The organism is Pseudomonas sp. MH10 (genome assembly GCF_034353045.1).
Classification (GTDB): Bacteria; Pseudomonadota; Gammaproteobacteria; order Pseudomonadales; family Pseudomonadaceae; genus Aquipseudomonas.
The window spans coordinates 5,444,378-5,464,029 of sequence record NZ_CP133783.1 but is presented as its reverse complement, the minus strand read 5'-3'; the positions used below and the strand labels follow the sequence as shown (position 1 = coordinate 5,464,029).

Here is a 19,652-nt window from a genome sequence, read left to right as displayed (position 1 = left end):
TGTAAGAGCCCTGCCTTGATCGGTGGGGCTTTTTTTGCGTTCGGAAAAGTCCTACTAGTCGCGTCGCACCCTGCCGACATCGTTACTTCAGAATTCCAGCCACAGTCGTCGTTTTCGTCAAACGCGAAGGATTGTGCGCATGAACTCGGCCGCTGCTACACATTCACGAACTGCCTTGCCCAACGATATCCCTTGGCACCAAAGCGTTGGTTTGCTGCTCGGTGCAGTGCAGGTCGAGAATCTATTGAAGCAACTCTATCAGTGGGCTGACTCCCCGGCGGTCAACGTACTTTACCTTGGGACCCGCTTTGCTGTTCTTAAGCACGTGTCGCCGTGCCTGGTTCAGATTGAACGGGAAGATGATTCAATTCTTGCGCAGTTCCTGGAAAACCTTGGCCAACAATGGGGTTATCTGTTGATCAGCGACGGGCCATGGGAACAGTTGGTGGCACATTTACGCTGGCTAATCAGCATCGAACATCCTTCTGGCCAGGAAATGCTGCTGCGGATTGCCTCTACAGACGTGGCCGATGCGCTGTTTGAATCAGCCGACGCAGCGCTATTCGGACCCTGCCAACGCATCATCACCGCCGACCGTACAAACGGCGGATGGTGTCAATACACCCGACCGGGCGAGATCCATGAACCCAACCGGGATACACCCTATCGTCTAACCGAAAACAATGGCTCAGTCTGGACAACGCCAGCGCTCGTAAAATCGTGACCGAATTGTCCGAGCACATGGCCCACTACTTCCCGGATTACTACGCTGACGTAACAGATCATGAGCGCAATCAACACCTCCAGGCATTGGTACACCGTGCCGCCGAATACGGTTTCGAAAGCGAAAAAGAACTTTATTTGTACTGCAATGCCCTCGGGTTTGTCGGCGAGCAAGGGCTAAGCGACCACGCATTTGCGCTGGATCTGCAACCCCATAGATCCGATGCAGGCGACACATGGCGTGCAGAAGGGCTTGCCCGCCTGGCTCAGAAATGGAGCCGACCATGACCGACTTCATGACCCCACGCGGTCACATGGCCAATCTGGTTGCCCTGTCCAAAAGCGCTACCCCTTTCGGCGAAATCGGCGTGTGCCCGCTGACGAAAACCACTATCCAACTGCTGCCGATGCGTTACGGCTTGGTCGAACCGGGCCTTGATCCCCGCGCTGATATGGCAATGCCCTACACGCTGCAAAGCCGACCCTTGGGTTTGCGGATGCTGCGCAATGGCTTTTTGTACGTAATCGACAGCGCCACTGGCCTGTTGAGCGAATACACCGTCAAAGACGGCTCGCTGGAGTATTGGCTGTTTACCGGTAAAGACATCAAGGAGCATCGCACGCCGCTGGGTGACCCACCGGAAATGATTTTCTCCCGGCGCAGCGTGCTGCATGTGGCTTATGCGGAAACACAATGGGCGGTCGCCAAATGCTGGCAAGTGCTGGACAACGCCAGTGAGCGCGAGCACTTCATGCAGCGCGTCGACCTGACCCAGGCCAACAGCGAAAACATCGTCGCACCCCTGATCCATCAGCGGCACGTAAAAAAATGGCTGGCGGAGGTGGTGCGCGATCACCCGATGCCGCAGGACGGAATAACCCCTGACGAAAACCGCCCCTATCAGTGGGAACACCCGCCACTGTTTCGCCAGACAATTATTGAAGAGCTGACCAGTCAGGTTAACAACGCACAGAAGATGGACTACCTGTTCCTCGCCGTCCGCGATGATCTGGGCGTCATGCGGGATTTGGCGAACTATCAGGACAAGGTGGTGGGCTGGATTGGTGATTGGGCCAGCAGCGGTGAGCAAGCCGGCAATACCGAGCGCGATTATTTGCTGGCTTGCTATATCGAGTCACTGAGTCAGATCAGTGTGGCGAATCTGACTGCAATGGCGTTGGACAGTCCTGATCCTGCGGTTAAGGCGTTGATGCACGATCTGGAGAAACTGCCCGAGCCTCAGCGCGGGCAAACCGCAAAGGCGCTGGTGGATTTTCTCACTGAAGACCCTGTTGCCCATCCGTTACCCGGCGTTTCCGATCAGAACCTGCCGGCGGACCTGGAAGCCCAATTGCAAAAAATCCGCCTCACCGCCGACCGTAACAACGCTTACAGCGTGTTACCCAAGCTGGAGCAGACGATTGAGCGCTATTTCCTAAAACAAAAGCTGGCCATAGCGGGGCCCGATTTCATTGCCCGCCATGGCCTTGCCATTCTTCAAATAGACCGGCAACAGGACAAGCGCCTGCGGGACTTACTGTACGGCGCAGGCTTCGGTCGACGCGGAATCAACGACCTGATTGACCGCCCGCGCATGGACGCTTTTCTCGAAGAGCAACGTCCCAAGCTGGCGCATTGGAATGCCCTGCTGGAGCGCATCACCGAGGACCGGCTGGAGATGCTGGTTCAAGGCCGGTTTCATCGTGCGGCCTGGTATTTCGATGCCCGCGACCCGGAGCAGATCGACCAGGCATTTATCGCCCAATACGCCTGCCTCAAAGACATCGGGCGCAGTGACACCGCCTTGGAGAAAGTCCTGGAATGGCTCGACGACGCTCCGCATCAGAGCCGTCCGCTGTTTTATACCTTGCCACTGAGCGTTCAAACCGAACTGGGCACCCAATTCGCGGTGTTTGCCAACGCCGGCTGGAACTTGCTCAAAAACGCGCCGGAATGGTCCGAGAAACTTAAGACCCTGTTTGACGGCCATCTTCCGGACGTGGACACCCTGCCCCACACCACGCAAATCTACGCCACCGCCGCCTGGGGAACCCTCGCCCCTGCCATGCAATGGGGCGTGCAAAGCGCGTTACACGCGTTCATGCAGGCCTTGGACAAAGGCCAGATGCCGGACACCGAAGCGCTGTTTCGTTACATGCCCAAGACCCTGGGCGTTTCGTTGCTCGATGCGGCGCGAAGGGAAAAGGTCAGTTTTCAAGTGGCTGACGCGGATGATTTGAGGGCGCTGAGTGAGACGGTCAAAGAGGTGCAGGAAGAACGCAAACATCTGCGTTATTTGAATAATGAAATACGCCGCTATAAAACCGAGAAACATCACTCAAATGCTCAGTACTTGCAGGCCAAACGGCCGCAAACTCAAGAGCGCCTGAACGTTTTGGAAGAACGGCTTGCTCGAATAATGAGCCCGATTTCAGCGTTGCCAGAGGGGGCGGTGCATGTGCAAACGGCGACGTCGGTCAGGCCTGGATTGGCGTTGGTGCTTCCAGACGAGCAACACATGCACGTGCGCTCGTTGCTGGACAACTACCGGCTAGGGCTGAAGGTTGCGCCTAAAGCAGGGTTGATTGGGGATGGGGTCGGGTTATTGGTGTTTGTGGCGCAGTTGGTGAACTTTGTGCAGGTTATGAGAGAGACATTTGAACAGTTCGGAGAAAGCAGGACACGGACAGCGTTATTCAGTAGCGCCTGGACAACGGCAGCAGCAGGCTTTGGTGCGATGCAAGGAATAGCAGATACAGCGCTCAATGCTCAAGCAACTGAGTTAGCGAAAAACTTAAAAGCAGCCGAGCTGAAAGGCGTACACGTCCAGATGGGCAAGCTGCATATTGGCTTGGGAGCGTTTGGATATGCTGCGGGAATGATCGCAGCAACGATGAGCCTAAATTCCTCACACGGCAAATGGCTGAATGCAGCACGAGAAGGCAACAGCGCCGCCCAAGCAGGCGCCACACTTAGCATGATGGGCAACAGCGGCTTCATGCTTAGCAATGCCTACGGACTCTTTGAAACCGGTGTCGCTGCTCAAAAAGTTCTGGCGGTCGCATTACAGCCTGAAAAGCGTTTGGCCGCCTGGGCCGCAGCAGGTGTCCGACTTTCAACAGTGTTTTTCCGAGTCAACGTGGTCGGTATTCTATCTACGGCATTGGAACTGTCCGGTAGCTGGTTTCATAATCGTAACGACTTAAGCCGCCACGACCGCTGGCTAAAATTGACGCCTTGGAGTCAGTTCCCTGGCGAGCACTTGCAACAACCCATCGAGGAGTTCCAAAAACACCTTCACACCCAAGTCAAGGCACCCAAGATCCAAGTAATCTTAGTTCCGAAAAACGATCAAGGCATTGAATCGAAACGTGTGCGTCTGCACTTCCCCATCACGTCCAGCGACGACTTGATGAATCCCTTGAACAACAACGCGGCCAAGACCCATCTGAGGATTGGCGCTTATAAAGTACGAATCCATACGACGAAAGGCCCGAACGTTGAGCGCTGGTCCGTGGTGACTGACTCGCTGTTCGAGGACATCCAGATCATTCAGGATTTCCCGCTGATTCTGGAGTCTGAGGTTCCGTCTGACTGGAGTCGGCCTACCGCTACAGAACAGGATGATGTAGTCATCACGGCCATGTTCGGCGACCTGCGCCCAAACGATGGAAACTACGAGCTGAATATTTATCAGCTGCGCGCCTCCCTTTATGACGCCAGCGAACCGCTCGCCGATATTCATCTAAAACCCCAAGGAGAAGAATGCAACTACCTCCGCGTTGAACCGCTGCAACTACCGCAGAAGGAGGACTGATATGGCTAAGTCGGCTCAAGATGCCTCTGCGCTCATCAACCCGAAACCTTACGCGGGGATGATCGAGTCCTTTCCCAGCGGACAAGTTACCTACTTAGCTCCAATCCCATTGCCTACACACATGCCCGCTCAGGATTATGGGAACGCCGTAGGTGGGGTAAATGACACGTATATGGATTTTGGGCTGGGTACACCGGCTGTTTTTGGCTGGCAGTACACCGTAGGCTTTCCCTTTAGTTTTTTCTTTTTCTCCGCGGTGTTATTGCCCTTTGTTGTTGGGATTTTTGCGTTTGGACTCGGGAACGGCCTTTCTGATGCGATCTGGACATTTCATACTTTTATGTCCCACGGAATCGAAACTGGCGCTTGGGCCAGTGGTTTTGCCTTATTAGTTGGACTTGTCATCGTATTCAACCAACTAGCCAAATACGAAACCCTCGTCCCCACCCGTTTCAACCGCCAACGCCGCGAAGTCTGCTTCGTCCCAGCCGGCCAAACCGAACCGATCTTCGTCCCGTGGGAATCCCTGTCCGCATGGGTCATCCAATCCCAATCCGTGACCCAATACGGCGCGACGCTCCACTACGCCATGGGCATCGGCTTTTACCACCCGCCCGACGATCAGCAATACACCCTGGAATTTCAATGCGGCGGCTTTGAACTGGCGGTCTGTAATTGGGAAGCCATCCGCGCTTACATGGAATACGAGGTTCATACCCTCAAGGACATCCAGGACCCACTCGACCTACAAGGCCCCGACGACCCGCCCCATGAAGGTTTACACACCTTCTACAACGCCCGCGAACGCATGCGTCGTCGGCGTAAAGCTGGGGAAGTCGGCTGGAGTTATCCGTTCTGGTGGTACCTGTATCACGTCATGACCTTGTGGACGTTGCCCAACCACCTGACTGAATGGGAAATCCGCCGGATCAAAAGCATAGGCCACGCCGCCGTACCCGAGGCCATGCAAGCATGGTCGGCGCCGTTGCCGGAAAGTGAATGGGCCAAGCCCAGCGATAAGCTTCAGCGCATGAGTAAAAAACTCAAAGAGCTGCGCACAGAAGAGCCGCAGGTTTCATTGATTCAGCATTTTGTTGACGTGCAAGTCGCAGAAGCAAAACAGATATGAACGGGGAAGATGGTCGTTATCTAAGGGTTAATCCGCTTCACATGCCGCAGAAGGAGGACTGATATGGCTAAGTCGGCCCAAGATGCCTCTGCGCTCATCAACCCGAAACCTTACGCGGGGATGATCGAGTCCTTTCCCAGCGGACAAGTTACCTACTTAGCTCCAATCCCATTGCCTACACACATGCCCGCTCAGGATTATGGGAACGCCGTAGGTGGGGTAAATGACACGTATATGGATTTTGGGCTGGGTACACCGGGTGTTTTTGGCTGGCAGTACACCGTAGGCTTTCCCTTTAGTTTTTTCTTTTTCTCCGCGGTGTTATTACCTTTTATTGCTGGAATTTTGGAGTTAGGACTCGGCGATGGCCTTTCGGATGCAATCTGGGTGTTTCGCAGCTTGTTACCTTATGGTCTCGAAACTGGCGCTTGGGCCAGTGGTTTTGCCTTATTAGTTGGACTTGTCATCGTATTCAACCAACTAGCCAAATACGAAACCCTCGTCCCCACCCGTTTCAACCGCCAACGCCGCGAAGTCTGCTTCGTCCCTGCCAGCCAAACCGAACCGATCTTCGTCCCGTGGGAATCCCTCTGCGCATGGGTCATACAATCCCAATCCGTGACCCAATACGGCGCGACGCTCCACTACGCCATGGGCATCGGCTTTTACCACCCGCCCGACGATCAGCAATACACCCTGGAATTTCAGTGCGGCGGTTTTGAACTGGCGGTCTGTAATTGGGAAGCCATCCGCGCTTACATGGAATACGAGGTTCATACCCTCAAGGACATCCAGGACCCACTCGACCTGCAAGGCCCGGACGACCCGCCCCATGAAGGTTTGCACACCTTCTACAACGCCCGCGAACGCATGCGTCGTCGGCGTAAAGCTGGGGAAATCGGCTGGAGTTATCCGTTCTGGTGGTACCTGTATCACGTCATGACCTTGTGGACTTTGCCCAACCACCTGACTGAATGGGAAATCCGCCGGATCAAAAGCATAGGCCACGCCGCCGTACCCGAGGCCATGCAAGCATGGTCCGCGCCGTTGCCGGAAAGTGAATGGGCCAAGCCCAGCGAGAAACTTCAGCGCATGAGTAAAAAACTCAAAGAGCTGCGCACAGAAGAGCCGCAGGTTTCATTGATTCAGCATTTTGTTGACGTGCAGATCGAGGAAACTTGCATTCAATCGTAAACCGCCATCCCCCCTTCGCCCCTGCAAACCACCGGTATGCACAAAGATCAGCCGCGTGCCTGTGGGAAACATGCCCGCCGCGACCCGATCATGCAGCGCCAACAGCGCTTTGCCGGTGTACAGCGGCTCTAACGGCAAACCGCTTTCGGCTTCGCTGGCGGCGATGAAGCCCAGCAAGTGCGGATCGGTTTTGGCGAACCCGCCGCGACTGGCGTCAAGCAGGTGGTAACCCATGCTGGCGTGTCCAAGTATCGCGGCGACGTTTTGCGCCACACCGTGATCATCCGGCACGGCCAGCGCGCCGTAGATCGGGTGCGCGGCGTTTTCGGCCAATACCAATCCAGCAAGCGTGGTGCCAGTGCCTGCCGCCAACCACCAACCGTGATAATCGCTCCAGCCTAATTGGCTGATCTGCTCCTGTACCTGATTCAGTAATGACGCACAACCCAAGGCACCGGGCAGGCCACCGCCGCCTTCTGGAATCGGATGCAACTGCGGATAGCGTTCTTGCCATGGCAACCAAAAGCCCGGCGCGTGGCGTTCGCGATAACCGGCGTAACCCAACCAATGCACGCGCATGCCGAACGCCATCAAATCGTTGACCGTCGGCGTGTCGAGCGCATGCCCGCGCAACAGGCCCACCGTGGGAAAGCCGAAGCGTTTGCCTGCAGCGGCCAACGCGTGCAAATGGTTGGAATGCGCACCGCCCAAACTGATCACGCCCTCGGCCCCGGCCTGTGCAGCGGCGGTCAGGTGATGGGTCAACTTGAACCATTTGTTGCCGGAGATCAGCGGGTCGATGAGGTCCAGGCGCAAAACCGCCACCTCGATGCCGGCTCGCTTTAGCCACGGCAGATGCAAGGGTTCGAGGGGTGCGTTGGGCGGTTTGGGAATGAGTGGGAACATGGTGTGGGAGTTTACAGAAAGCGGCCATCTGTAGGCGCCAACGTGTTGGCGAGAGGTTTTACGCGGTCAACCTGACACGGCGCCTCGCCAACACGTTGGCTCCTACAGATTTTGGTGCGGAGTCTTACAGCTCCGCAGCCAAACGCGAGCCCTGATTGATCGCCCGCTTGGCATCCAGTTCAGCGGCAATGTCTGCGCCGCCGATCAGGTGGACATTCTGGCCCGCCTCCACCAACCCGTCATACAGCTCACGCAACGGGTCCTGGCCCGCGCAAATAACGATGTTATCCACAGGCAAAATCTGCGGCTCGCCTTCGCCAACACGAATGTGCAGGCCCGCGTCGTCGATGTTCAGGTATTCGACGCCGTTGAGCATTTGCACGTGCTTGTTCTTCAAGCCGGTGCGGTGAATCCAGCCAGTGGTTTTACCCAAGCCATCGCCGACTTTGGAGGCCTTGCGCTGCAACAGGAACACCTGACGCGCAGGCGCATGCGGTTCGGCTTTGATACCGGCTACGCCACCTCGGGCTTCCAGAGCAACGTCGATGCCCCACTCTTTCCAGAATGCCGTGCGGTCGAGGCTAGTTGAGACGCCTTGATGCACCAGGTATTCGCAGACGTCGAAGCCAATTCCCCCGGCACCAATCACCGCGACGCTTTTGCCGACGGGTTTGCGTTCCAGAATCACGTCGAGGTAATTCAGCACCTTGGCATGCTCAACACCGGGAATGGCCGGCGTACGTGGCGCGATACCCGTGGCCAAAATAATCTCGTCGTACCCCGCCCCGACCAAATCGCTGACCGCTACCCGCGTATTCAGGCACACCTCAACCCCAGTGGTTTGCAGCTTGCGCGCAAAATAACGCAGGGTTTCAGAGAACTCTTCTTTGCCCGGCACACGTTTGGCGATGTTGAACTGCCCGCCGATTTCGCTGGCCGAATCAAACAATGTCACCTGATGCCCACGCTCTGCAGCCACTGTCGAAGCCGCCAACCCCGCAGGGCCGGCACCAATGACGGCGATTTTTTTGATCTGCTTGGTCGGCACGTAATTGAGTTCAGTTTCGTGACACGCCCTTGGGTTGACCAGGCAACTGGTGAGTTTGCCGCCGAAGGTGTGGTCGAGGCAGGCTTGGTTGCAGCCGATACAGGTGTTGATTTCGTCGCTGCGCCCGGCGGCGGCTTTGTTGACGAAGTCTGCGTCCGCCAGAAACGGCCGCGCCATGGAAACCATATCAGCGTCGCCTTCGCTGAGGACCTGCTCGGCGACTTCCGGGGTGTTGATGCGGTTGGTGGTGATCAGTGGGATCTTCACCGCGCCGCGCAATTTGGCCGTGACTTTGCTGAAGGCAGCGCGCGGTACTTTGGTGGCGATGGTCGGAATCCGTGCCTCGTGCCAGCCGATACCGGTATTGATGAGGGTCGCGCCCGCCTGCTCAATGGCTTGCGCCAGCTGCACGACTTCTTCCCAGACGCTACCGCCGGCGACCAGGTCCAGCATCGACAGGCGGAAAATGATGATGAAATTCGGGCCTACGGCCTCACGCACACGGCGGACGATTTCCACCGCCAGGCGCATGCGATTTTCATAACTGCCACCCCAACGGTCGGTACGGTGGTTGGTATGGGCGGCCAGGAACTGGTTAATGAAATAACCTTCCGAGCCCATGATTTCAACACCGTCGTACTCGGCGATTTGCGCCAGGGTCGAACAGGTGACGAAATCCTGAATCTGTTTCTCGATGCCTTCCTCGTCCAGCTCTTTAGGCTTGAACGGATTGATCGGCGCCTGAATCGCGCTCGGTGCCACTTGTTTCGGGCTGTAGGCATAACGCCCAGCATGAAGGATCTGCATGCAGATCTTGCCGCCCGCTTCGTGCACTGCCTGGGTGACGATACGGTGTTTTTCCGCCTCTTCCATCGTGGTCAGCTTGGCTGCCCCGGAATACACTCCACCCTCGTCGTTGGGGCCGATACCACCGGTGACGATCAGACCGACACCGCCGCGCGCACGCTCGGCAAAATAAGCCGCCATGCGTTCGAAACCACCTGGTTTTTCTTCAAGACCGGTGTGCATCGAACCCATTAGAGTGCGGTTGCGCAACGTGGTAAAGCCGAGGTCCAGCGGGGCCAACAAATGCGGGTAAAGGGCGGCGGACATAGAAACTCCATCGAGCGTGATCACGGGATGCGGGGGCCCTCAATGGGACCGCCGTCAATTATTCAGGCCTTAGGGAAACGTGCGAAAGCTGCACCCGTTCGCCCCACCTGTCCATGACCCCGACATTAAAGAGCCAACCGACCACACTCAATGACTGAAAGTGACAACTTATTGATCCAATCGTACAGCGACGCTTGGCAAGTGCCGCTCACCGCCCTACCCTAGTCAGCAAACCTCGCACACGGCAGCTCTCTGTGTCCCCCTTACGCAAAACCTTCAATTTCATCGTTGGTCTGCTGCTGATTACGATGATCATCAGCTATGCCGTCTGGACCGGGCAGCGCCCCGTGAGCCTGTATCTTTCCGATTTGCGCATTGAACTGACGGTGAATGAAGGTCAGCCAGGTGATAACGGCAATTTGCTGGGGATTCAGCCGGACCTGTCGCCCAGCGATTATCAAAGTCCCGAACACCTGCAGCGAAAACTTGCGGCCTATTTGCAGCAGGCTCGCGATCACGGCTTGATCAACCGCAAAACCATCGTGATCCTGCCTGAGCATGTCGGCACGTGGTTGTTTGTCAGCGGCGAAAAGGATCAGCTGTATCAAGCGACCACGCTTCAGGAAGCCATGAATTGGCTGTCGGTGAGTAACCCGCTGCGATTCCTTCGCGCGCTGTCTCAGGCCAAGGGCCGCAACCGATTCGACGATGCCTATTTGCGCATGAACGCCCGGTCTATGGCCAGGGATTACCAAGCGCTGTTTGGTGGCTTGGCCAAAACCTTTGGCGTGACCGTGGTGGCCGGCTCGATTGTGCTGCCAGACCCCAGCGTCAAGGCCGGCCAACTGCATGTAGGCTCCGGCGCGCTGTACAACAGCAGCGTAGTGTTTGGTAGTGACGGCTTGCCCATTGGCCAACCGCAGCGTCAGGTGTACCCCAACTTCACCGAGCGTAACTACATCAAACCGGCAGCGAGTGCCGATTTAAAGGTCATCGACACACCCGCCGGGCGGCTTGGGGTATTGGTCGGCAGCGACAGCTGGTACCCAGGCAATTACGCGCAGTTGAACGCTAAAGGCGCCGAATTGATCGCCGTTCCGGCTTTTGTGGTGGGCAACGGTCTGTGGTCGAAACCGTGGCGGGGGTTGCGCAGCGCATCGACACCTGCCGAAATACGCCTCAAGCCCGGAGAGACCAGCGAAGGCGACGCTTGGCACCAATTGACCCTGACGGGCGTTGAGCCGAGCAGTACTGCGCGTGCGGGTCTCAGTGTGTTCATGCGCGGTCAGTTCTGGGATCAAGGCAGCTCGGGTCACAGTTTTGCCAGTCGCCATAGCCTGACCGGTGCCGATCAATTCAGCGACGATCAGCCGGGGCATATCGCTCGCCTGATCAACCTGTGGCTGTAAGCCGATGAATCCACCACGGGTGCCTTTAGGCGACTTATCAGTCGGCTTTGTTCACAACTTGGCGGACGCCGTACGCAGTTATGACCAAGACCCGCAGCCCCTGCTCGAACAGTACGGCTTGGACCCCGCACGCTTGGCGGAGCCCGGCGCTCGGCTGTCGATCCCGCGTTACATGCGCCTGGGGCATGCGGCGATCCAACTGACTGGCGAGCCGGGGTTAGGGTTGCGCATGGGTCAGTTGAGCCGCATCAGCCAAGCCGGGTTGGCTGGCGTCACCGCCGCCCAAGCGCCCACGGTGCGTGAAGCGGCCCGCTGTCTGATTCGTTTTGAGGCGTTGTATGGCGCCAACTATCGCGGGCACTCCAGTTTCCATGAGGACGCCCGTGGAGCTTGGTTGCGTTTCTACTCCATCAGCCCCTACAACGCCTACAACCGCTTCGTCGTGGACTCGATTCTGGCCAGCTGGATTCAGCAGCTGTCGAACCTAGCTGGCCAACCTTTGCTGGTTGAAAAAATTGAAATCGAGTTTTCGGAGCCGCTCTACGTCGAGGCCTACCGCTACTTGAGCGACAACTCGGTGAGCTTCGGCGCTGAAATGAACCAGTTGCGCTTGAGCCAAACAAGCTTGGCGCTGCGTAACCCGGACCATTGCCCCAGCACGTGGCGGCATCTGCTGTTGCTGTGTGAAAAGGAATTGGAGCAACTGACTCGCACCCGAAGCCTGCGTGAACGCATCATTCAGTTACTTGGGCCGCTGTTGAGCGGAGGGCGGGAACCCGATCTGGAGGAAGTGGCCGCTCGGCTAAAGCTGCCGACTTGGACCTTACGCCGCAAATTGGCCGAAGAAGGCACCCAGTTTCGAGCCATTTTGAATGACACGCGCCGAGACTTGGCGATGACCTACATCCGCGACACTGAACTGGCCTTCGGAGAAATAGCTTACTTGTTGGGCTTTGCCTCCGCTGAGGCGTTTCAACGTGCGTTCAAGCGCTGGAACGAGCAAACCCCAGGAGAGTTCCGCCGCAGCCAACGTCAAGCCGGTTGACGCCTACAGCTCAGTAGCGTCGTCGGCGGGTTCTACTGGGTCCAGCTCCGAAGCCCGGTACTCAAGCAGTTCTTCTTGATACTCATCCATTGCATTCACCTTTTTATTGAATTTAAACCGTTGAATGACTGACCACGGCCTCCACCTTAAAGTGCCCACGTGACGAAAAAATGAATACGCCTGATCTGACATCTTCGCGAAAGGGTCTATCGGTACACCGGATCCCAGCTTGACTCGCCCACCGTATCCGGAATACCTTCGGGCCATGAATTCAACTCAGCACTTCGTCGGCCAGATTATTATTACCGCCATTCCTATCTTGGCGGGCTAGCTGACGTTTGCACCCAACCCGCACACGAGGCGGGTTTTTCTTCTGTCTCCTGGGCCACACAGCTCGTACTTGGAGTCAGACATGTCACCGCCCCGCGATCCCGACCTGCTCAAGCAGTACGTCAAAAAAATCCTCACCTCGCGCGTTTACGACGTAGCCGTAGAAACTCCGTTGCAGACCGCCCGCCAGCTGTCCGAGCGCCTCGGCAACACGGTGCTGCTCAAGCGCGAAGACTTGCAGCCGGTGTTCTCGTTCAAGATTCGCGGCGCTTACAACAAGCTCACCCTGCTTAGCGACACCGAACGGGCGCGCGGTGTGGTCACGGCGTCGGCGGGCAATCACGCGCAAGGCTTGGCATTGGCGGCCAAGGTGCTGGGCGTCAAAGCCACCATCGTCATGCCCAAAACCACCCCCGAGATCAAGGTCGAAGGCGTGCGCTCCCGGGGCGGCATCGTGGTGTTGCACGGCGATTCGTTCCCCGAAGCGCTGGCGTTCTCGCTGAAACTGGTCGATGAAAAAGGCTACGTCTACGTTCACCCGTACGACGATCCCGACACCATCGCCGGACAAGGCACCGTGGCGATGGAGATTCTGCGTCAGCAGCCGGGCCGTCTTGACGCGATTTTCGTACCGGTGGGCGGCGGCGGTTTGATCGCGGGCATCGCGGCCTACGTCAAATACCTGCGCCCGGACATCAAGGTCATCGGTGTTGAACCGGACGATTCCAATTGCCTGCAAGCGGCGATGGCTGCGGGTGAGCGCGTGGTGCTGAGCCAGGTCGGATTGTTCGCCGACGGCGTGGCGGTGGCGCAGATCGGCCAGCACACCTTTGATATCTGCAAAGATTATGTCGACGAAGTGATCACCGTCAGCACCGATGAAATCTGTGCGGCGATCAAGGACATCTACGACGATACCCGCTCGATCACCGAGCCTGCGGGTGCGCTGGGCGTGGCCGGGATCAAGAAATACGTCGAGCTGTACGGCGTCAGCGGGCAAACATTGGTCGCCATCGACTCGGGGGCCAACGTCAACTTCGACCGTCTGCGCCACGTGGCCGAGCGTGCCGAGTTGGGCGAAGGCCGCGAAGCAATCATTGCCGTGACCATTCCCGAAAAGCCGGGCAGCTTCAAGGCGTTCTGCGAAGCCATCGGCAAACGCCAGATCACCGAATTCAACTACCGCTACCACACCGACCGCGAAGCCCACATCTTCGTTGGCGTGCAAACCCACCCGGACACCGACCCTCGTGCCGCGCTGCTGGCCAGCCTGACCGAGCAGGGTTTTCCGGTGTTGGACTTGACCGATAACGAGCTGGCGAAACTGCACATTCGGCACATGGTCGGCGGCCACGCGGCACGGGTCAGTGATGAAGTGGTGTTGCGCTTCGAATTCCCAGAGCGTCCGGGCGCGCTGTTCAACTTCCTCAACAAACTCGGCGGGCAGTGGAATATTTCGATGTTCCACTACCGTAACCACGGCGCGGCGGACGGTCGTGTTGTCGCTGGTTTGGTGGTGCCGGAAGACGAACGGCACCTGATACCGGCGGCGTTGGCGGAAATCGGCTATCCGCATTGGGATGAAAGCGAGAACCCGGCGTACACGATGTTTCTTGGATAGCACCCATGAAAAAGCCGCTGGACAATGACGTCTCAGCGGCTGTTTTCCCTCATTGCGTTTACGGTGTAGTCGTTTTTTCCGTCGCAGCGGGTGTTGGTACTGATGCTGGCGCTGCGTCAGGAGTCGGTGTCGGTGTCGGGGCCGGTGTCGCCGCAGGTTCCGCTGCTGGAGCAGGAACCGGCGCTGGCGTAACGACTTCTGCCTTGATCGCAGCAGGCTCAGCCGGCGCTGCAACTGGCTCGCTGGTTTCAGCCGCAGGCGCCGCTTCAGGGGCCGGCTCTTTTACTGCAGTAGGCACGGGGGCGGCGGGTTTGCTTTCAGCCAACGCGGCTGCCGGCGTCGCAGCGTGAGCCACAGGCTCAGGCATGCCCAGATCAGCTTTCGGTTTCTCAGGGATGTTCGCCGCTTTTTTCACGTCAGGCGGCAAGAAGTTTTCCACCAACCCGAAGAACCGGTCATAGAACTTGGGTGATGCCACCGTCTCGCTGGCCACCTTGACCATGGAATCGTCGGTCGACCCGATAGGCATCGACACCGAACCCAGCACGCCTACACCGAGGCTCGCGGAGTTATTGACCTTCTTCAGCGCATAGCGATCCTGCAGGGCGTTGGCGAACATCGTGGCGCCTTTGGCCGTACCATCCGCTGCGCAGACCACGCTAAAGCTGATCTCCATGTGGGTTTCGCCCGTTTGCTGGAAGCTTTTGTGCCCACTGATCACTTTCGGGTCATTGCTGGTGATGATGTAGCCTTGGCTAAGCAAGGCTCGACGCGCCGCCTCGCAGGAGGCAGCGTCGGAGACTGGGTAAGTTCTTGAAAACGTCCCCGAATCGTCGAAATTTTCATGCTCATACACCGCCTGTTTGGGCGATGAGCAGCCTGCGGCGGCCAGCAGGGCCGTGGCCCAGCATGCGGTACGAAAGCGCGGTAATTTAGACATTCAAAATCCTGGGAGAAAAAACTGTAGATCTGAAACGCGGGGGTAAGTCTGCATCAAGGTTGGCGCGTGATCAACGCCGTTCGGAAACACGGTCGATGCGGGCTGACGGTTGGGATTCTACACAGCAATGTCCGTGTCGGTCGGAATACAAATCCCGGAAACTAAAAAACCCGCACTAGGCGGGCTTTTCAGCGCATCGATGGCTCACGAATGAACCCTCAACACATGTATGGCGCAGCGGACGGGACTCGAACCCGCGACCCCCGGCGTGACAGGCCGGTATTCTAACCGACTGAACTACCGCTGCGTGTTGCTCGGACTTGCATCCGATGTACCCTTTTTCGAAACAGGCCTTCGAGTGCCTGCTTCAGTGAAACCCTAAAAGGACCGCTCTGTGAGCGTTCCAGTCTCAGACCGTACAAGCCGATCTGAAAAATATGGCGCAGCGGACGGGACTCGAACCCGCGACCCCCGGCGTGACAGGCCGGTATTCTAACCGACTGAACTACCGCTGCGCATTGTTGGATTTTCATCCAGCTTTCTTGCGAAAGCCTCAAGAAGTGGTGGGTGATGACGGGATCGAACCGCCGACCCGCTGCTTGTAAGGCAGCTGCTCTCCCAGCTGAGCTAATCACCCTTTGCTTCGTTGAGGCCGCGAAATTTACGTGGGTATCGAACCTAAGTCAATAGCCCCGTTGAAGTTTTTTTTGAAATCAGCCTGAAACCAGCTTCCAGTGACAAGCCTCAAGCGGCAAGTTAAAAGCAGGACGCACTCTGCTTCTAGCTTGCTGCTTACCGCGTGAAGCTTGCAGCTTGTCACTTAAGGCTTATCGCTGATGTAAGACATCTTTTTCGTCATCCCGCCGTCGACGACAAATTCCTGTCCCGTGACGAAGCCAGCGTTTTTCGACAGCAGCCAGGCCACCATCGCCGCCACGTCCTCGACGGTTCCTACCCTGCCCGCCGGGTGCTGAGCATGGTCGGCGTCCGACAGCGGCTCTGCGCGACGCACCGACGGGTCGCGGGCATCGATCCAGCCGGGGCTGACCGCGTTGACTCGGATCTCTGGCCCCAGGCTGATGGCCAACGCGTGCGTAAGGGCCAACAGGCCGCCCTTGCTCGCGGCGTAAGCTTCCGTGTCCGGTTCAGACTGCGCGGCTCGGGTCGAGGTCAAGTTGACGATGGCGCCACCGTGCGCACGCAGGTAGGGCGCGCAGTGTTTGGCCAATAACATGGGTCCACTGAGGTTGACCGCTAATACGCGGTTCCAGTACGACAGGGTCAGCGTTTCAAGAATGGTATTGTGCGGGTCAGCCACCGCAGCGTTGCAGACCAACGCGTCAAGCCGGCCGAACTGCCCAAGCACTTCGGCTATCCCGGCTTTGACTTGCTCTTCACTGGCGACGTCCATGGCGATGAACCAAGCGTTCTCGCCCAGTACCTGCGACACTTTCACGCCGCGGTCACGGTCAAGGTCCGTCAGGACCACCTGCCAGTTTTCGGAAATCAGCCACGCGGCGATGCCCAAACCGATGCCCCGCGCCGCCCCCGTGACCAAAGCGACCTTGCCATTACTGGCACTGGTCGCTTGCACGGCCCAATCACTCACAACGCCGCCAGACCACGCGCCAGATCAGCCTGCAGATCGGCAACGTCTTCAAGGCCAACCGCAACCCTGATCAAGCTGTCTAGAATACCGGCCGCTGCACGCTCTTGTGGCGCCAAGCGTCCGTGGGAAGTAGTACTTGGGTGGGTAATGGTGGTTTTAGTGTCGCCCAAGTTGGCCGTGATCGAAATCAGCCGCGTAGCATCGATAAAGCGCCAGGCACCCTCTTTGCCGCCTTTGACTTCAAAGCTGACCACCGCACCAAAGCCCTTTTGCTGACGCTTGGCCAACTCATGCTGCGGATGGCTTTGAAGGCCCGCGTAGTGGACTTTTTCGATGCCGTCTTGTTGCTCAAGCCATTCGGCCAATAGCAGCGCGCTGGCGCAGTGAGCCCGCATGCGCAGGTTCAAAGTCTCCAGCCCTTTGAGGAAAATCCAGGCATTGAACGGGCTTAACGTCGGCCCAGCGGTACGCAGGAAACCGACCACTTCCTTCATTTGCTCGGTGCGACCGGCAACCACCCCACCCATGCAACGGCCTTGGCCATCGATGAATTTGGTGGCCGAGTGCATCACGATGTCAGCACCCAGCAGCAGTGGCTGTTGCAGTGCCGGCGTACAGAAGCAGTTATCGACCACCAACATCGTACCTTTGGCGTGGGCGACTTCGGCCAACGCGGCGATGTCCACCAACTCGGCCAACGGATTGGACGGTGATTCGACGAACAGCAATTTGGTGTTGGCCTTGATGGCTGCGTTCCAGCCGGACACATCAGCCAGCGGGACGTAATCCACTTCAATGCCAAAGCGCTTGAAGTACTTCTCGAACAAGCTAATGGTCGAACCGAAGACACTGCGCGACACCAGCACATGATCGCCAGCGCTGCACAGGCTCATGACGATGGCCAGAATGGCTGCCATACCCGTCGCTGTCGCAACTGCTTGTTCAGCGCCCTCAAGGGCCGCGATGCGCTCTTCGAAGGAACGCACGGTCGGATTGGTGTAGCGCGAGTAGACGTTGCCCGGCACTTCGCCCGAGAACCGTGCCGCTGCGTCTGCGGCACTGCGAAACACATAGCTGGAGGTGAAAAACATCGGGTCCCCATGCTCACCTTCCGGCGTGCGATGCTGACCCGCACGCACAGCGAGGGTGTCGAAACCCACGCCGTCGAGATCACTGTCTAGCCGACCGGCATCCCATTCGTGAGTCATGCCGCCTACTCCTTTAGTTGTTGTACAGATCGATAATGGCGCTGACCGCTTGGGTCTTGACCTTGGACGCATCGTTACGCGCCTGCTCGATCTTATTCAGGTAGAGCTCGTCGATATCGCCCGTGACGTACTCGCCATTGAACACCGAGCAATCGAAACTATCGATTTTAACCTTGCCGCCGCCTACCGCTTCGATCAGGTCGCTTAAGTCCTGATAGATCAACCAGTCAGCACCGATCAGATCGGCCACGTCCTGGGTGGTGCGGTTATGCGCAATCAACTCGTGAGCGCTCGGCATGTCGATACCATAAACGTTCGGGTAGCGAACAGCAGGTGCCGCCGAGCAGAAATAGACATTCTTGGCGCCCGCTTCCCGGGCCATCTGAATGATCTGCTTGCACGTAGTACCACGCACAATGGAGTCATCCACCAGCATCACGTTTTTACCGCGAAATTCCAGCTCAATAGCGTTGAGCTTCTGGCGTACGGATTTTTTCCGTGCGGCCTGCCCCGGCATGATGAATGTGCGACCGATGTAACGGTTTTTGACGAAACCTTCGCGGAATTTCACGCCTAAGTGATTCGCCAGTTCCAGCGCAGCGGTGCGGCTGGTGTCTGGAATCGGGATCACAACGTCGATGTCGTGTTGAGGACGCTCACGAAGGATTTTGTCTGCCAATCGCTCGCCCATGCGCAGACGCGCCTTATAAACCGAAATACCATCGATGATCGAATCCGGACGCGCCAGGTACACGTGTTCGAAAATGCACGGTGAGTATTTCGGATTTTTGGCGCACTGACGGGTGTGCAGCTTGCCGTCTTCAGTGATGTAAACCGCTTCGCCCGGCGCCAGATCGCGGATCAGGGTGAAGCCGAGGACGTCCAGCGCCACGCTTTCCGAGGCGATCATGTATTCGACGCCGCCGTCGGTATGACGCTGACCGAAGACGATCGGACGGATGGCGTCCGGGTCACGGAAGCCGACGATGCCATAACCGGTGATCATCGCAACCACGGCGTAACCGCCACGACAACGGTGGTGCACGTCGCTTACGGCAGCAAACACGTCTTCTTCAGTCGGTTGCAGCTTGCCGCGCTGGGCCAGTTCGTGGGCGAAAATGTTGAGCAACACTTCCGAGTCGGAGTTGGTGTTGACATGGCGCAGGTCAGATTCGTAAATCTCCTTGGCCAACTGCTCGACGTTGGTCAGGTTGCCGTTGTGGGCCAACGTGATGCCGTATGGAGAGTTCACATAAAACGGTTGAGCTTCGGCCGACGTCGAGCTGCCCGCCGTGGGATAGCGCACATGGCCGATGCCCATGTGGCCGACCAGGCGCTGCATATGGCGCTGGTGGAACACATCACGGACCAGCCCATTGTCCTTGCGCAGGAATAACCGGCCGCCGTGGCTGGTTACAATACCGGCAGCGTCCTGGCCGCGGTGCTGGAGGACGGTTAGCGCGTCATACAGCGCCTGATTGACGTTCGACTTGCCGACGATACCGACGATGCCACACATGCGACACAACCCCTACTGAGTGAAACGGGAAATACCGGGC

General features: G+C 57.6%; 14 protein-coding genes and 3 tRNA genes. 8 read left to right on the top strand and 9 right to left on the bottom strand.

Annotation, left to right across the window (positions count from 1 at the left end; genetic code table 11):
• Nucleotides 1-139: 139 nt before the first annotated feature.
• From RHM59_RS24730 to RHM59_RS24710, 5 genes are all read left to right on the top strand, one after another.
• Nucleotides 140-724, top strand: coding sequence for a DUF4123 domain-containing protein (locus RHM59_RS24730; RefSeq protein WP_322285634.1), 585 nt, complete (start codon nt 140-142; stop codon nt 722-724).
• A complete protein-coding gene (locus tag RHM59_RS24725; RefSeq protein WP_322285633.1) occupies nt 721-1,011 on the top strand; it encodes a hypothetical protein in 291 nt (96 codons plus the stop codon). Before RHM59_RS24730 ends, RHM59_RS24725 begins: the two co-directional genes overlap by 4 nt.
• The gene (locus tag RHM59_RS24720) at nt 1,008-4,541 is read left to right on the top strand and encodes a toxin VasX (protein WP_322285632.1); all 3,534 of its coding nucleotides are present in this window, start codon (nt 1,008-1,010) and stop codon (nt 4,539-4,541) included. Before RHM59_RS24725 ends, RHM59_RS24720 begins: the two co-directional genes overlap by 4 nt.
• Nucleotides 4,542-4,881: 340 nt before the next feature.
• Nucleotides 4,882-5,670: a hypothetical protein gene (locus tag RHM59_RS24715; RefSeq protein ID WP_322165448.1), complete on the top strand. Its 789-nt coding sequence runs from the start codon at nt 4,882-4,884 to the stop codon at nt 5,668-5,670.
• Nucleotides 5,671-5,733: 63 nt separating this feature from the next.
• A complete protein-coding gene (locus RHM59_RS24710; RefSeq protein WP_322165449.1) occupies nt 5,734-6,864 on the top strand; it encodes a hypothetical protein in 1,131 nt (376 codons plus the stop codon).
• On the opposite strand, the gene RHM59_RS24705 is transcribed toward RHM59_RS24710, so the two are convergent.
• Both RHM59_RS24705 and RHM59_RS24700 read right to left on the bottom strand, forming a co-directional pair.
• Complete coding sequence (locus tag RHM59_RS24705; protein WP_322165450.1) at nt 6,808-7,770, bottom strand: pyridoxal-phosphate dependent enzyme; 963 nt, start codon at nt 7,768-7,770, stop codon at nt 6,808-6,810. The two genes, RHM59_RS24710 and RHM59_RS24705, sit on opposite strands and share 57 nt — an antisense overlap.
• A gap of 124 nt (nt 7,771-7,894) precedes the next feature.
• The gene (locus RHM59_RS24700; RefSeq protein ID WP_322165451.1) at nt 7,895-9,931 is read right to left on the bottom strand and encodes an NADPH-dependent 2,4-dienoyl-CoA reductase; all 2,037 of its coding nucleotides are present in this window, start codon (nt 9,929-9,931) and stop codon (nt 7,895-7,897) included.
• A gap of 308 nt (nt 9,932-10,239) precedes the next feature.
• Here RHM59_RS24700 and RHM59_RS24695 point away from each other — a divergent pair, with 308 nt between their 5' ends.
• The 3 genes from RHM59_RS24695 to ilvA all read left to right on the top strand — a co-directional run bounded on the left by RHM59_RS24695 (nt 10,240) and on the right by ilvA (nt 14,336).
• Nucleotides 10,240-11,340: a carbon-nitrogen hydrolase family protein gene (locus tag RHM59_RS24695; RefSeq protein WP_322185340.1), complete on the top strand. Its 1,101-nt coding sequence runs from the start codon at nt 10,240-10,242 to the stop codon at nt 11,338-11,340.
• Between the two features lie 4 nt (nt 11,341-11,344).
• Nucleotides 11,345-12,385, top strand: coding sequence for an AraC family transcriptional regulator (locus RHM59_RS24690; protein WP_322285631.1), 1,041 nt, complete (start codon nt 11,345-11,347; stop codon nt 12,383-12,385).
• 436 nt (nt 12,386-12,821) lie between these two features.
• Nucleotides 12,822-14,336, top strand: coding sequence for a threonine ammonia-lyase, biosynthetic (ilvA, locus tag RHM59_RS24685; RefSeq protein ID WP_322171055.1), 1,515 nt, complete (start codon nt 12,822-12,824; stop codon nt 14,334-14,336).
• Nucleotides 14,337-14,394: 58 nt separating this feature from the next.
• On the opposite strand, the gene RHM59_RS24680 is transcribed toward ilvA, so the two are convergent.
• The 7 genes from RHM59_RS24680 to purF form a co-directional block, all read right to left on the bottom strand.
• Nucleotides 14,395-15,276, bottom strand: a complete 882-nt coding sequence (locus RHM59_RS24680) for a DUF2242 domain-containing protein (protein WP_322285630.1) — start codon at nt 15,274-15,276, stop codon at nt 14,395-14,397.
• A gap of 230 nt (nt 15,277-15,506) precedes the next feature.
• Nucleotides 15,507-15,583 (bottom strand) — tRNA-Asp (locus RHM59_RS24675).
• 131 nt (nt 15,584-15,714) lie between these two features.
• Nucleotides 15,715-15,791: transfer RNA gene (locus RHM59_RS24670), tRNA-Asp, on the bottom strand.
• A gap of 46 nt (nt 15,792-15,837) precedes the next feature.
• Nucleotides 15,838-15,913 (bottom strand) — tRNA-Val (locus RHM59_RS24665).
• A 183-nt stretch (nt 15,914-16,096) separates the two neighbouring features.
• The gene (locus RHM59_RS24660; RefSeq protein WP_322185338.1) at nt 16,097-16,870 is read right to left on the bottom strand and encodes an SDR family oxidoreductase; all 774 of its coding nucleotides are present in this window, start codon (nt 16,868-16,870) and stop codon (nt 16,097-16,099) included.
• Between the two features lie 11 nt (nt 16,871-16,881).
• On the bottom strand, nt 16,882-18,093 hold the full coding sequence (locus RHM59_RS24655) for an O-succinylhomoserine sulfhydrylase (RefSeq protein ID WP_322165456.1): 1,212 nt from the start codon (nt 18,091-18,093) through the stop codon (nt 16,882-16,884).
• 13 nt (nt 18,094-18,106) lie between these two features.
• A complete protein-coding gene (purF, locus tag RHM59_RS24650; RefSeq protein WP_322165457.1) occupies nt 18,107-19,612 on the bottom strand; it encodes an amidophosphoribosyltransferase in 1,506 nt (501 codons plus the stop codon).
• Nucleotides 19,613-19,652 lie beyond the last annotated feature (40 nt).

Excerpts from the sequence above, each read along its gene's own strand:
- RHM59_RS24730 (WP_322285634.1), top strand. The coding sequence starts at position 140 with ATGAACTCGGCCGCTGCTACACATTCACGAACTGCCTTGCCCAACGAT.
- RHM59_RS24720 (WP_322285632.1), top strand. The coding sequence starts at position 1,008 with ATGACCGACTTCATGACCCCACGCGGTCACATGGCCAATCTGGTTGCC.
- RHM59_RS24715 (WP_322165448.1), top strand. The coding sequence starts at position 4,882 with ATGTCCCACGGAATCGAAACTGGCGCTTGGGCCAGTGGTTTTGCCTTA.
- RHM59_RS24710 (WP_322165449.1), top strand. The coding sequence starts at position 5,734 with ATGGCTAAGTCGGCCCAAGATGCCTCTGCGCTCATCAACCCGAAACCT.
- RHM59_RS24705 (WP_322165450.1), bottom strand. The coding sequence starts at position 7,770 with ATGTTCCCACTCATTCCCAAACCGCCCAACGCACCCCTCGAACCCTTG.
- RHM59_RS24700 (WP_322165451.1), bottom strand. The coding sequence starts at position 9,931 with ATGTCCGCCGCCCTTTACCCGCATTTGTTGGCCCCGCTGGACCTCGGC.
- RHM59_RS24695 (WP_322185340.1), top strand. The coding sequence starts at position 10,240 with ATGATCATCAGCTATGCCGTCTGGACCGGGCAGCGCCCCGTGAGCCTG.
- RHM59_RS24690 (WP_322285631.1), top strand. The coding sequence starts at position 11,345 with ATGAATCCACCACGGGTGCCTTTAGGCGACTTATCAGTCGGCTTTGTT.
- RHM59_RS24680 (WP_322285630.1), bottom strand. The coding sequence starts at position 15,276 with ATGTCTAAATTACCGCGCTTTCGTACCGCATGCTGGGCCACGGCCCTG.
- RHM59_RS24655 (WP_322165456.1), bottom strand. The coding sequence starts at position 18,093 with ATGACTCACGAATGGGATGCCGGTCGGCTAGACAGTGATCTCGACGGC.
- purF (WP_322165457.1), bottom strand. The coding sequence starts at position 19,612 with ATGTGTGGCATCGTCGGTATCGTCGGCAAGTCGAACGTCAATCAGGCG.